This is a genomic window from Vibrio sp. EA2 (assembly GCF_033042495.1).
Taxonomy (GTDB): Bacteria; Pseudomonadota; Gammaproteobacteria; order Enterobacterales; family Vibrionaceae; genus Vibrio.
On the sequence record NZ_JAWLID010000012.1, the window covers coordinates 83,664 to 97,156 of the forward strand.

The 13,493-nt window shown below is 40.2% G+C and carries 12 protein-coding genes and 1 pseudogene; 5 read left to right on the plus strand and 8 right to left on the minus strand.

Annotation, left to right across the window (positions count from 1 at the left end; all coding sequences use genetic code 11):
* Positions 1–40: 40 nt before the first annotated feature.
* On the minus strand, positions 41–898 hold the full coding sequence (locus RXX31_RS19790; RefSeq protein WP_317591424.1) for an SDR family oxidoreductase: 858 nt from the start codon (positions 896–898) through the stop codon (positions 41–43).
* A gap of 123 nt (positions 899–1,021) precedes the next feature.
* On the opposite strand from RXX31_RS19790, the gene RXX31_RS19795 reads away from it, so the two are divergent.
* Positions 1,022–1,927 (plus strand): LysR family transcriptional regulator, encoded by a 906-nt coding sequence (locus RXX31_RS19795; protein ID WP_317591426.1) that lies wholly within the window; start codon positions 1,022–1,024, stop codon positions 1,925–1,927.
* A 301-nt stretch (positions 1,928–2,228) separates the two neighbouring features.
* On the opposite strand, the gene RXX31_RS19800 is transcribed toward RXX31_RS19795, so the two are convergent.
* Together RXX31_RS19800 and RXX31_RS19805 are read right to left on the minus strand one after the other, a co-directional pair.
* On the minus strand, positions 2,229–3,383 hold the full coding sequence (locus RXX31_RS19800; protein WP_317591488.1) for an iron-containing alcohol dehydrogenase: 1,155 nt from the start codon (positions 3,381–3,383) through the stop codon (positions 2,229–2,231).
* A 74-nt stretch (positions 3,384–3,457) separates the two neighbouring features.
* Positions 3,458–4,294 (minus strand): type 1 glutamine amidotransferase domain-containing protein, encoded by an 837-nt coding sequence (locus RXX31_RS19805; protein ID WP_317591427.1) that lies wholly within the window; start codon positions 4,292–4,294, stop codon positions 3,458–3,460.
* 91 nt (positions 4,295–4,385) lie between these two features.
* On the opposite strand from RXX31_RS19805, the gene RXX31_RS19810 reads away from it, so the two are divergent.
* Complete coding sequence (locus tag RXX31_RS19810; protein ID WP_317591428.1) at positions 4,386–5,318, plus strand: LysR family transcriptional regulator; 933 nt, start codon at positions 4,386–4,388, stop codon at positions 5,316–5,318.
* A gap of 762 nt (positions 5,319–6,080) precedes the next feature.
* Here RXX31_RS19810 and RXX31_RS19815 read toward each other — a convergent pair.
* A complete protein-coding gene (locus RXX31_RS19815; RefSeq protein ID WP_317591429.1) occupies positions 6,081–7,061 on the minus strand; it encodes a Gfo/Idh/MocA family oxidoreductase in 981 nt (326 codons plus the stop codon).
* Between the two features lie 19 nt (positions 7,062–7,080).
* Positions 7,081–7,395, minus strand: coding sequence for a putative quinol monooxygenase (locus RXX31_RS19820; RefSeq protein WP_317591431.1), 315 nt, complete (start codon positions 7,393–7,395; stop codon positions 7,081–7,083).
* A gap of 99 nt (positions 7,396–7,494) precedes the next feature.
* On the opposite strand from RXX31_RS19820, the gene RXX31_RS19825 reads away from it, so the two are divergent.
* Complete coding sequence (locus tag RXX31_RS19825) at positions 7,495–8,379, plus strand: LysR substrate-binding domain-containing protein (protein ID WP_317591433.1); 885 nt, start codon at positions 7,495–7,497, stop codon at positions 8,377–8,379.
* A 594-nt stretch (positions 8,380–8,973) separates the two neighbouring features.
* On the opposite strand, the gene RXX31_RS19830 is transcribed toward RXX31_RS19825, so the two are convergent.
* The 3 genes from RXX31_RS19830 to RXX31_RS19840 form a co-directional block, all read right to left on the minus strand.
* The gene (locus RXX31_RS19830) at positions 8,974–9,405 is read right to left on the minus strand and encodes a YiiD C-terminal domain-containing protein (protein ID WP_317591434.1); all 432 of its coding nucleotides are present in this window, start codon (positions 9,403–9,405) and stop codon (positions 8,974–8,976) included.
* Between the two features lie 66 nt (positions 9,406–9,471).
* The gene (locus RXX31_RS19835; RefSeq protein ID WP_317591435.1) at positions 9,472–10,359 is read right to left on the minus strand and encodes an AraC family transcriptional regulator; all 888 of its coding nucleotides are present in this window, start codon (positions 10,357–10,359) and stop codon (positions 9,472–9,474) included.
* A gap of 434 nt (positions 10,360–10,793) precedes the next feature.
* Positions 10,794–11,174: an EAL domain-containing protein gene (locus RXX31_RS19840; protein ID WP_317591436.1), complete on the minus strand. Its 381-nt coding sequence runs from the start codon at positions 11,172–11,174 to the stop codon at positions 10,794–10,796.
* 57 nt (positions 11,175–11,231) lie between these two features.
* Between RXX31_RS19840 and RXX31_RS19845 the strand changes: the two are divergent.
* Together RXX31_RS19845 and RXX31_RS19850 are read left to right on the plus strand one after the other, a co-directional pair.
* Positions 11,232–12,049 (plus strand): annotated as a pseudogene (locus RXX31_RS19845) (IS5 family transposase); the annotation flags it as partial.
* Positions 12,050–12,322: 273 nt separating this feature from the next.
* Entirely contained in the window at positions 12,323–13,471 is a 1,149-nt protein-coding gene (locus RXX31_RS19850; RefSeq protein ID WP_317591489.1) for an iron-containing alcohol dehydrogenase, read from the plus strand.
* The last annotated feature ends 22 nt before the right edge of the window (positions 13,472–13,493 follow it).

The window sequence follows — 13,493 nt, forward strand, 5'->3', positions numbered from 1 at the left end:
GACACAAAGACTAATCGCGTGTTATAGCAATTAACTTTACTTACTTGATAAACGATGCAAACTCTTCAGCAAACTCTGAGAATGTGATTGCAGGTCGGCCTAGAACTTCCTCTACATCTGTAGTGACATAGTCGTAATTTCCCTGCGCAAACCAATCTAGGATTTCAGCAAGATGCACAGCAAGCCATTCATTCATACCAGCAGATTTCATTGCCTCTGCTGCTGCCTCTTTAGGAACAGCAATATATTGAATGTCTTTGTTAGTGATTTTAGATAAAATCTCTGCTTGCTCAGCAAAAGTAATCGCTTGAGGGCCGGAGAGTAGATAAGTTTTACCTTCATGTCCCGCTTCGGTTAATGACGCAACGACGACCGCTGCAACATCACGAATATCCACCACACTCTGTTTTGCATCACGAAGCGGAAGGAAGAATTGCCCCATACTCTTAATAGTTTCTAAGCTACCAAACAGGTTTTGATAAAATGAATTTGGCTGTACTAGGGTATAAGTCAATCCCGATGCTTTCACCATCTCATCCGTTTCAGCATGCACCCGAATGATTTCTGAGCCAGCCTCTTTTGATGCTCCCATTCCTGAAAGTTTAACAAGATGCTTGGCACCACTTGTCTGCATGGCTTCAATGACATTGGCGACCCACTGTTTATTATCTGGATGAGCAACCATCGCTAGATAAACTTTGGATACCCCCTCCATGGCTTCTTTCATCGATTCCACGTCACTAAAGTCACCAACTCGAATCTGTTCACGACTTAAAGCCAGCGGCGCTGCACTCTCGACATTTCGTACCAGCACGCTGAATTCAGCGCCTTTGCCCTTTAGTTGGCGTACTACTTCAGAACCAGTGTTGCCTGTTGCACCAAGAACCAGGATAGTCATATTTTCACCTTTGACTTGATTGGGTTGTTTTTTTGTCTGCCAAAACTATAATCCATCCCATAATTAAAGATTAGTTAGTCAATTTGGATTTCACTATCCCTTATATGGGATAATGGTGTGAATATGAAAGATTTCGATGGATTACCACTGTTTGCCAAGGTTATTGAGTTAGGGAGTTTTTCTGAGGCCGCCAGACAACTAAACCTGCCGACAACGACTGTAAGCCGAAAAATACAACAGCTGGAGGCTGAACTCGGAGGAAAATTATTAAACCGAACTACACGGTCACTTTCTTTGACGGAGCTAGGTGAGAGGGTATTGCCCAAAGCCCTGCTTATACAAGATACATTGAATGAACTACAATCAGAAGCTGAAGCCTTTTCGACTCAACCGGTTGGTCAGTTGCACCTCTCAGCTCCTCGGGCATTTTGCCAAGACATTTTGGCCCCTTTACTCGCCAAGTTCAGACAAAAATACCCAGGAATAAGAATTGAGTTAGATGCGGCGAATCGTATCCAGGACTTAACAAAAAGTCGTACAGATTTTGCCTTTCGAATCGGAGAATTAGCGGACTCGTCCCTCTTAGCTATACCATTAACAAAAGTAGGCTACGAACTTGTAGCCAGCTGCGAATGGACCGCTCAACATGGGGAGCTACAACATCCACAGGAGTTGAATACGGTTGCGACAATCAGGAATCATGTCGATGGATACATATTACCTTGGTACTTTAACAAAGATGGTGAAAGTTACCTCCATCAAATGGAATCCGACCTATTATCTGATGACCTATATGTCTCCCTTGCTTATGCCAGATATGGAACAGGGGTTGCTTATCTGCCTGTTTCCTTAACTAAAGCCCTTTTACAGACTAACGAACTCGTCCCATTATTGCAGGATTGGCAAAAGCAAAAGCCAACAGCTTATCTTGTTTATGCAAACCGAGTACACCTACCTCAAAAATCCAAACTCTTCATTGAGTTCATTAAGGAACATAAGCCCTACTTTCAACAACACTTGGAATGGTAGTTATGTTCGGCAAATGCCGATACGGCTAAATCAATAAACTGTCTTACTTTAGGGAATAGATACCTGCTATTGGGAAAGAAAGATGAAAACGGGATTTGGAAAATCTTAGAACATCCTTTACGCTATCCTAGTGACCACAGCATCTAGCACTTAAGCTCCTTATGGTTAAGTCTAAAGGGTGATTAAAATATCAACGCAAGGTTAAAAAATTGAATAATTAACTTTCAATAATTTTTTATCTAATTAATGGGGCTATTAGAAATAACTAATTCCCCATTATTATATCAAAATTTCTTCATATTTATAAAGCAAGATTTAATATTTTTTCAACAACGTTTTTGTCAATATCTCTGTGTTCACCTATGGCCAACATTCCATTTAACTGTAGATTGTCAATTATTGCTTGTATAGCTTCTTGACCTAAACCGTAATCGCCTAACTTCGTGTGTATGCCCATATGTTCAAAAAAGTCTTGTGTATGTTTAATGGTTGCATCAATAAGAGCATTTTTATCCAAACTTGTTAAGCCAAATACACGTTCACCTAGTTGAGCAATTTTATCGCGTTTTTGTTCCTGTTGAACATACATCAATGAAGGAAGTACAACTGCTAATGATGCAGCATGATCTAAATTGTATAATGCAGTTAACTCATGACCAATCATATGCGTAGACCAGTCTTGTGGTACACCTTGTCCAATAAGCCCGTTCAGAGCCATTGTAGCAGCCCACATGACATTCGCACGTACATCATAATTATGTTTGTGTTCTAAAGCTTTTGGCCCTTCCTCAAGCAATGTTAATAAAATTCCTTCTGAAAAACGATCTTGTAATGGAGAATTTACGGGATAGGTTAAGTACTGTTCAATAACATGAACAAATGCATCAACCACTCCATTTGCTATTTGCTGTTTAGGTAAAGAAAAAGTGTACGTTGGATCTAGTATAGCGAACTTTGGCTGCACAATCGGACTTTTAAACGATCTCTTTTGTCTGGTTTCTTTCCGTGTTATGACCGAATTTCCATTGCTCTCAGAGCCAGTTGCTGGCAACGTTAGTACAGCCCCAACTGGTAACGCTCTTTTCACTTCATTTCCATTAACTAAAATGTCCCAGCCATCACCTTCATATAAAGCCGCTGCCGCAATATACTTAGCGCCATCAATTACACTGCCTCCCCCCACCGCAAGTACAAAACTAATGTTTTGCTCTTTTGCCAGAGAGACTGCCTTTTCCAAAGTCTCGTAAGTTGGGTTTGGCTCGATACCAGAGAACTCGATGATGTCTACACCTTCTAAAGATCTAATAACATCTTCATACACGCCATTCAGCTTTATAGAGCCACCACCATATACGAACAGTACTTTTCCATCTTTTGGAAGGCGACTTAAAAGTTCTTTTAACTGACCTTGACCGAAAATTATTTCAGTTTGATTTTTAAATATGAAATTTAGCATTTTTAACCCTAAAATAGCTAAGGACTTTGACATATTATCGCCAAAGTCCTTATTTGTTTATTTAACAGATTATTTTATTTTTCCAGTTTTAATAGCAACTGTTTCGCTAATTCATGATCGGAAAACGGGTTTTGCCCAGTTATAAGCTCACGGTCAACAACAACATGTGGTTGCCATTCTTCCGCATAACTCATACTACCACCTGCTGATTTCATGGCATCTGCAGGATAGTAACGAAGCTTTTTACCATCTAAGCTGCTTTCGAATACCTGTTCTTCAGGGGTGGAGAAAATGGTCATCTTATAACCATCATAAATCCAATCTTGTGCGGTGACTGGTTCTGTGGTGCCCAATGCATGTTCAAATGCTTTAGGCTGCTCTTGCCCACTCAACAATGCAATTGGACCATGGCAAATTGCTGCAGTTGGTTTGCCCGCTTCATGGAAATGACGAAGAATCGCTCCAACTTGAGGATTATTGGCAAGGTCAATCAACGGTGCGTGTCCACCTGGAATGAAGACAGCATCGTAATCATCAAGACCCTGACTAATCACTTCTGAGAACGATAATGTGTCTTGAATGCCATCAATGTTAGCTACAACCTCTTTAATTCGTTCCATCTCTTCAACAGAGCCACCAAAGTACATAGGTTGAACAGAGCGTTCATCAACAACTGGGGCATTGCCCTTAGGTGTGGCCAGTATCAACTTGTAACCTTCTTGTTGTAGTTTATCAGCCGGCACTCCAAATTCGTTAAGGTAATAGCCCGTTTTATACAGTTCACCATCTGCCAACTGCATTTGTTGTTCACTAGAAAGTAAAACTAAAACCTCACCTTTGCTTTCAGCGTATGTGTTAGCACTTAGAAGCGCAGCTGCAATAAACACCGCGCTTTTCGTTAATTTAGACATAATTCATCTCCTCTTTGAATGTGTTGCTACTTTATATCTATTCAAAAGTTGGAAGAATTCGTTTATTCTTTACACTCATATCAGAAAAATGATGGCAATGTTCATTATGTCTTACTTTGTTCAATTGCGTACTTTTGTGGAAGTCTACAGATGTCGTAATATTTCGCGTGCAGCAAAAAACTTAGGATTATCCCAGCCCGCCGCAACTGCTCATATTCAAACTATGGAAAGTATAGTTGGCAAAACCCTTTTCGAAAGGCTTCACCGAGGAGTAGAACCTAGCAATGCAGCTCATGATCTTGCTACACAAGTATCTGGTCACCTTGATGCAATTGAACAAAAAGTAGCTTCTATTCGCTCCCGTTCAAGTGAAATTAGCGGCACGATTACTTTGGCTGGGCCTGCTGAATATATCAGTTATGTTGCCTCGGCACAGTTAGCGAACTTATTGAATGCAGGTAATATAGATGTCGTGATTTTACCAGGAAATAGAGTACATAATTATTGTGTTCTAGAAAATGGCACTGCTGACTTTGCAATTACTGCTTCTTTACCGGATAACAAACTCTATGATTATTGTGTATTGGATAGTGAAGAACTGCTGCTTGTATCTCACAGACTGCTGGCTCAGAACCTCCCTACCAGGTCGGTAACTGTAGAGGACTTAAATTCGATGCCCGTTGTAGTTTATGATAACCAGCTACCTCTTGTGAGGGAATATTTTGATTCCGTTTATCGTCAGAAGTGCCAATCACAAATTATCGCTCGTTGTCCGGATATTCGTGCGATTGCTGGGCTTGTTCGTACTGGTGTTGGCTACTCTGTATTGCCAGACTACTTGTGTTTTGAGGACATAAAGGCTGGCAGGTTAGTAGAACTTGGCCCTAAAGGGCCGGAGAATCACATATACCTCACTTGGCGTAAAGGGGCTTTATCTCACCCGAGACTAAACTACGCCTGTGACGTATTGATGGCATTCTCTAATTTGAATAAGTACGCTCGAAAAGATTCAGATAACCCGTAAATTGCGCGAATTATTGAATGAACACAACAAAAGAAGACTAAGTAGAGACCGAGCCAGTAGTACTAAGTAGCCACCTATTCACAATAGCTATCAGCTCGGCACTTAGTCTCATAGTACCTATAAATCTTGAATGTTAAGGTGCTTTAACAACAAATATTCCGCACTATTGTTCCATTTCTATTAGCTAGTAGTACATGTTTACTACGTAAAAAGAATATATTCGAACCAAAAATGGCTATACGATGAAACCCAAACTTCCTTAGTTAGCACGATTTTCTTGATTAAAAATCGTTTGGTCATTCTTTTTCAAAGTTAAAAGTAATGACCAAGCACACCTTTACTAGGGGTGTGTCTTTGATTGTATTATTTATACAAATCTGCGTCTGACAAAAAGTCAATGAAAGCTCTTACACTCTGAGGGAGATATTCGCGTGAAGAAAAATATAAGTAGACGGGTATAGAAGGTCCCAATATTCTTGATGCACTGGAACCACATCTTCTTTATATAGTTGAGTTTGAATCATCCATTCCCCTATCCCAACAATCCCCCAATCAGCACAAAGCATATTTTTGGCTGCAATAAAGCTTCATCTTTATCAGGGTTGTGTTTACATAGATCGACCAGCTTTTTGTTTAGTTCATAAGTTTGCTGTTTCTATATTTCTGAGTTTGCCATACTGACTACCCTCACATCTATTGATTAACGGTTAAGAACAATAAGCGTAGTCAGTATGATGGTGCTCACCCGTGTTGGCGTAAAGATTATCCGATGATGCTCGCTTCTTCCCATGAAGTTAAAAGCTGCATGATATCTTTCGAGGCTTTATGGGTTGCTTTTGGATACTCTAATTCTTTGGCTCCCTGCTGAACAGCTTCACGGATGGCTCTTACCTGATAGAAGAATGCGTCCCCATCAGCGTTAACTTCGATAACCTTCTTCTCGGTCTCGTAAATCTCTACTTCGAGCAGGTTTTTCTCGGTAGGTAACCAAGGATTCGAGTTGAAGGTCAGGCTACCTTTGCTGCCTAAAACAGTGAAGCCGTGCTTTAAACCGTAGTCTTCAGCAGTATGAATTTGCAGGTTTATCTTGTCTGCAAAACGGAGTGTTGCAGTTGCTTCACAGATGTTGCCGTCTCTGCCTTTTCGACCAAAACCAGATATCTGCAAATCCATTACCAGTTGTTCGGGTAAAATTTGGCTCAGAATCAGGTAGGCAAGAGACATAGGGTAACAACCGAGGTTGTACAGCGCGCCTTTGCTATTTGGATTCACAAACTCAGAGATTGCAGCAATGTAGGACGCCTGGATTGACTTGATCTCACCAATTTCACCGTTTTTTAGTACTTCGAGTGCCTTTTTGATTAACGGATGACACATGTACATCAGCCCTTCGGCAAAGAACACATTTTTCTCTTTGACTGAAGATAGCGCCTGATACGTCTTTTCCATATCAACGGAAAGCGACTTTTCGCAGAGAATAGCTTTGCCTGCTTTAGCGGCTTTTTGAATGTACTCATGGTGCAGATGATTTGGCAGTGCAATGTAGACGATATCTACTTCAGAATCCTCGATCATTGCTTGATAGTCGGTATAGGTTTTTGGAATGTTGTACTTTTCTGCAAACTTTTTTAGCCTAATTTCTGAGCGTCCGCTTACTGCGTAAAGCTCACTTTGCTTATCGCCTTTGATAGCTTCAGCCATTACATCCGAGATAAAGCTGGTGCCAATAATTGCCCATTTCATATTTTTCTGCCTTCTGGTTTCATTCTGCTGTTAGTTCACTAAGAGGGCTGGTTTCGCTCGCCCACTTTAGCTCGGTGATCTCTCTGCTGAAAAACGCCTGAGTGTGAGGGGCCTTAAAATGGTCAGCGAAAGCATCTTCGTCTTTATAGATTTCCCACAAAACAATCTTTCTTGGGTTCTCTCTATCTTGATGTACGACCGCTATTTCACAGCCTGGCTCACTGTTCATATCCAAACAGAACTGCATTATTTCTTCGATACCAGTTGCCAGATCCATTTCGTCTTTAATCAGAATCTCTGCGGTAATAGATAGTTTCTTTTTTGTATTTTGCATAGGCTCAGTTTTGTTGAGAAGTTGATAAGCTAATATAATTGTCACGATTTAATGAATAAACTAGACTGGGGTTATAACTTAATAAACTCAGAGTTTACAATGGACAAACTTAAAAGCATGCAGGTTTTCGTGTACGCTGTGGATACCGGCAGTTTTCGAAATGCGGCGAACCACTTTGAACTATCAGCCACTATGGTGGGTAAGCATATTCAATTTCTTGAATCGTCTTTGAATACACGATTGCTGAATCGTACAACCAGAAAGCAGTCACTGACGGAAAGTGGGCAAATATATTACAAAGAATGCAAGCGGATCATTGATGAAATTTCGCTTGCAGAAAATCGTATCCATACTTTAGAAAACACTCCTATGGGAACCGTTCGGGTGAACTCTCCAGTTAGTCTGGGAAGTGAATTACTGGCTCCTATCGTGGCTGACTTCCTGCAAGCCTATCCGTCACTCAATGCAGAGCTGACTTTAGACAACTCGATTGTTGACCCACTACTAACAGATGCGGATGTATTGCTGAGAGTGGGGGAGTTAGCTGACTCATCCATGATAGCTCGTAAAGTCGGTGAATATAAAATGCACTTTTGTGCTGCTCCGTCTTACATAGAGAGAATGGGAGTACCTGACTCATTAAATGATTTACAGTATCATTCTTGCCTTGGATTTGTATTCAGCCAGGGGCAAACAATGCAGAGTTTAAAGCTGGATACAGACGCTTTTAATCGTTTAAATACTAGACTGGCATCCAACAATGGGCATGCCCTGAAAGCAGCGGCGATATATGGTGCAGGTATCGTGTTACAACCAGATATTTTGGTTAGAGAAGACATCGAAAATGGATTGCTGATGGACCTACTCGAAGAGTATGTACCAGAACCTAAGCCTGTTTATCTGATGTATCGTAACAGGGAGTTGTCATTGAAAAATCGGGCTTTTGTAGACTATGTTATTGGTAAAACTCAACAACTCCTTTGAGCTAATGGTATAGAGCAGAAAGCAGATACCCCACGTGGCACGGTAAAGATTAGTACGCCAGTCGCGTTTGGTCGTTTACTATACATCCCTATCTTTCCGAGCTTCTTCAGCGCTATCCACTCTTAAAAATAGAGTTTCAACAAAACGATGCTTTTTTGACGCTGCAGTTGAATCCATTGACTTAATGATTAGAAATGGTGTATCTCAAGACTCTTCGTTACGAATGAAGCCTTTACTCAGCAACGCTATGTAATAGCGGCAAGCCCAAACTACGTGAGGTGTTATTGTGCACCAAGCATCCCTGAAGAACGTAAACTGCGACAACAGCGCATCGTGAACCAAACAACACTTCAAATAAGCAGTAAGTGGCCTTCGCTCCTTGGCCTTGGTCGGTGATGGTGTGAAAGTATTCTTAGAAATGGTAAATATTTGACATGATGAGCGCTCCCCAAAAGAGAGCATAAGATCACAGTAAGAAGTGAACGTCAAATTGCTCTCATTTTTGCTCAAAAAAACATTCGTGCTCTCACCCAGGATATTGATAGTGAGTAAAGAAACTCTATAAATATTATTTATGCAGATGAATTTGGGGCTTTATTTAAGCAGAACTACATAAGTACTCAACGATTTACACTTAGTAATTCCATTTTCTTTAATATCGCTTGATGCTGTTATTCTTGCTTTTTTGAATCTATGAAGACTCTTTACAAGTTTATCTATTTCACTTCGAGCATTGATCGCCGTTATAGATTGGCAATCTGAATAAATTGGTTTTGTATAAATAACCTCATTCTTTTGTATGACAATATTATAATCTGTATCTTTGAAGTGTGTTTTTAGTACTTCATTTAAGGCGATCCAGCCTGAGGTTATAGAGGCCATAGAAGATGAACCACCAAACAATGATCCATTGTGATTACAATTTTTTTCAATAGGGATATCAATATAAATACTATTATTTTTTTTGAGACAACTAAAACCCAAAAGTTTTGTTGCAGGAAAGTGATCATGCATCTCAGTATTCATCTCATAACCTTAGCTCTGGTTTGCTTAATACGATGTTTATCAGTGGTTTATATGTTAATCACGACATCAAAAACTTGAAGCAGCCTTAGTCGGTGTTTGGTTAAAATGTCGTTTAAACTCACGGCTAAATTGTTCAGCACTAGAGTATCCCACCATTTCAGCAGCCTCATTAACACGTTTTCCTTCGAAGCAAATTAAATCTCTCCCTTTGTTTAGTCGTACTTTTTTAATGTATTGCACTGGTGACTCAAGGGTTACTAGACGAAAAGCTGTGTGGAACGAAGAAATACTCATATTAGCTATCGAAGCGAGTTCAGAAACCGTCAACGGTTCTAAATAACGAGTATGAATGTGTTTTAAAGTGGCGGCGATTCTTGCGTACTTGCCTTCGTTATCAGCAAGGTTGAAAAGTATATTTCCACCATTACTTAAAAGAGCAAAAAACACGACTTCTTCTAACAATGACTCGCCAAGTACTTTAGCCTCAAGGTCATCACACAAGGCTTCCATTAAACGTTCACAAGCTTTATTAAACTTAGCGTCAATAGGTTCGCAGCATATTGTTAATTGTTCTCTTTGCTTGTCTAGTGCTTTTCTATCCATACTTGCTTTTATCTGACCCACTTGCCTTTGCAAAATGTGCATTGGTATCTCAACACCAATGCCTAGTATTGGTTGTTCATGATTTGGGATGGCTTCACACTCAACAGGGATCGGAACTCCCATCATTAAGCAATCTCCTTCACCATATGGGATGCTCTCCCCTCCCGCATATACTGTTTTTGTCCCTTGCCCAAGAACAATAAGGCCAGATTTATACATTGTTGGCTTTCGTTGATGTCCTTTTGCACTACGGTAAAAACGCACATTTTCAATTGCTGTTGGGTAGTCACCTTCAAACTCATCTAGTCCTTGGCGCTTCACATAAAGTTGCATAAGTGTTTTGAGGCTCATATTTAAACTCGTGATTTCATGCATTGTAGAAACAGTCATAATATTGGCAGCTTATATCACTTTTTAGCTGATTTAAAGTTCTATTGCACATGCAGACCTGGATTAAGTGATCAAGTAAAAGAGAGGGCATTAAACTAGCATCTGATCATTTTTAGCGTCTGAGAAGGTAAGTATGGCTGGATGTTATGATGATATAGCGAGTAGAATTAATCTATTCAAACGGAGTTATCTGACCAAACTCCTTTCTCTAAAGAGGCATCACAGCGAGACTATTTGTGGAGAGAGGTTGGACTAAAAGGTGTCTATTCAAAATCAAGAGAAGCATTATGCTCGACCTTTGCTTAAGAAAGTTGAAACCATCTCTATGAATCACACAATTTATTTTATTTCAAAAGATAGGCACTGTGTCACCACGTCTTAGTAGTTTTTCCATTTCAACGGGGCCGCCCATAGTTATACCCTTGAACCAAGCTGAAGTGCATGAATTGTAGAGCTTTGTTTTCCTCACTATTCTCTATTCCTTTTAGGACTACCGTATACCCACTTGAACTAAGCCGTTCAACCAGATCTGGAAGAAAGCTATTTGGATTTTCGCAGTATTCTTGTGTTAACAAACGATCAATTTTGACTATATCTGGACGCAATAAATCCACCCGATGTGCATTTGACTCGTGTAGGCCGTAATCATCGACAGCGACCTTAGTACCTGATTTTCTAAATGTAGCAATCCCTGAAGTAAATAGCTTGGTATTACTTTCCTTAAACTCTATTATTTCCCAAACAACATCTCGTAATACTACTTTCTCATGAGACATCCTTTCGAACGCTGCCTTTAGTGGAAATTCACCGCTAGTAAACCAAGAAAACAAGTTTGGATTGATGAACAAGCCATAAATAAAAACAAAGTAAGCAGAACAAGCGAGGCAGACCTCGTCGATTCAGCAACTTAACCATCACTACTGCACTAATGGTGAAACGAGTCTTCTCAATGCCACTGAGGGCATTGCGAGGGTTTATAGATTCCCTGTTTAAATTAGCTGATATTCGACTTACCTGCCCACACTACAGTTGTATCAGTCGAAGAACTAAGCTAGTTGAGGTTTCATTTAAGACAAAATCCCAAGATTTAATACAGCACCTCGCCATTGATGCTACTAGTCTCAAGGTTTATGGCGCAGGTGAATTGAAGATCAAAAAGCATGCTACTGACGGTAAAACGTAGAGTCTGGCATAAGCTGCATATCTCTGCCTACACCAGCACTCAAGAAATAATCGCCGCAGAGCTGAGTTTATCTCATGTCACCGGTGTAGAAGATCTTCCTAACTTGCTCAAGCAAACACGCCGACGAATCATCTAGATATCTGGAGATGGCGCTTACGACACAAGGAGTTGCCATGATGCCATAAAGTTCAAGCGAGCAGTTCCTCTTATCCTACTAAGAGAAGGTGCAGCTTTCTGGAAGCAAGGATACCCCACAATTTATAAGAAGTAGATAACTCGTCGTAGCTGCCATAAGCACTCGCTTTCTGAAACAGCCATGTTTCTCAGGTAGGTGAAACCTACGCCAAGAATAAAGCTCTGAACAAGCTATGCCTGATACTCATCATGTTGTCTAAGAATTGCTCAAATTTAGGCGATTTGGATTTCAGCCAGAATTATGCAATAAAGTTACCTATAGGTACTCACTAAGTTTCTTATTATAGCATCAGACTTAAATGCCACATTCTCTATTAATGCTTCTATTAATGGCATTTACAACATTTTCATATTACAAGCCATAAACTGTGCAAATTTCGATCACATACACATACCCACCACATAAAACTTGTCGCCATACCATTTACGAGCCTCAATAATTATAGGATTAGTCATGTTATTTGTACAAAACAACCTTATAAAACCACAATGATGGAACTATTATACATGACAACCAAACACAGTGAGGCAAACAAAGAGGTATTTATGAACTTTTCATATTTAAATCCGACCCAAATATTCTTCGGTCAAAGCCAAATCAGTCAGGTCGCAAACGTTATCGATAAATCTCAGAAAGTATTAGTGATTTACGGTGGTGGCTCCATCAAAAAGAATGGTGTTTATCAACAAGTAGAAGCAGCCCTTTCCGAGCATAACTGGTTTGAATTTTCCGGTGTAGAGGCTAATCCAACAAAAGAAACAATGGATAAAGCTGTCGAGATCATAAAAGAGCAAAATATTGATTTCATTTTAGCTGTTGGCGGTGGTTCTGTTATCGATGGTTCTAAATATGCGGCAGCTGCAGCGCATTATGATGGTGACGGTTGGGATATTTTAACTGGAAACTATGTTCCAGTAACTGCCACTCCTATTGGTGTAATTTTAACCATCCCTGCTACTGGCTCTGAGTCCAATGGCAACTCTGTCATTACGAAATCTGAAACACAGCAAAAATTGCCTTTTGCATCTAATTACGTTCAGCCTCAATTTGCAGTTATGGATCCTGATGTAATGAAAACATTACCGGAAAAACAACTAGTTAACGGAATTGTTGATGCATGGGTTCACGTATGTGAGCAATACATCACTAAACCAGCAGGGGCATTAGTACAAGATGGTTACTCAGAAGCTTTGCTACGCTCTTTAAAATCTCTTGGCGAGAACTTCGACAGTCGTAGCAATGACCTTTGGCGTTCAAACCTGATGTGGACAGCGAACCAAGCTTTAAATGGACTTATTTCAGTTGGTGTAGAACAAGACTGGGCGACACACATGATTGGCCACGAGCTAACTGCCCTTTGGCATGTAGATCACGCGCGATCACTTGCTATTGTGCAGCCTTCGCTTTTACGAAACCAAATTGAATTTAAACGCGATAAACTGGAGCAAATGGGGCGAAACGTATTCGAACTGACGACAAGTGAAAATCTTGCGGAACGTACTATAGACGCAATTGAAGCATTTTATCAATCTCTTGGAGTGTCAACGCAGCTTACTGAACACGATCGTAGCAAAGAGGAAGCTATCGATGCAGTCATAGAACGTTTAGAAACCCATGGTTTCACATCTCTTACTGAAAATGGAACAGTTACACCAGTGCAAGTACGTGAAATTTTAATCCACGCAATCGCATAACTTACTTTTTTATAACGAACTT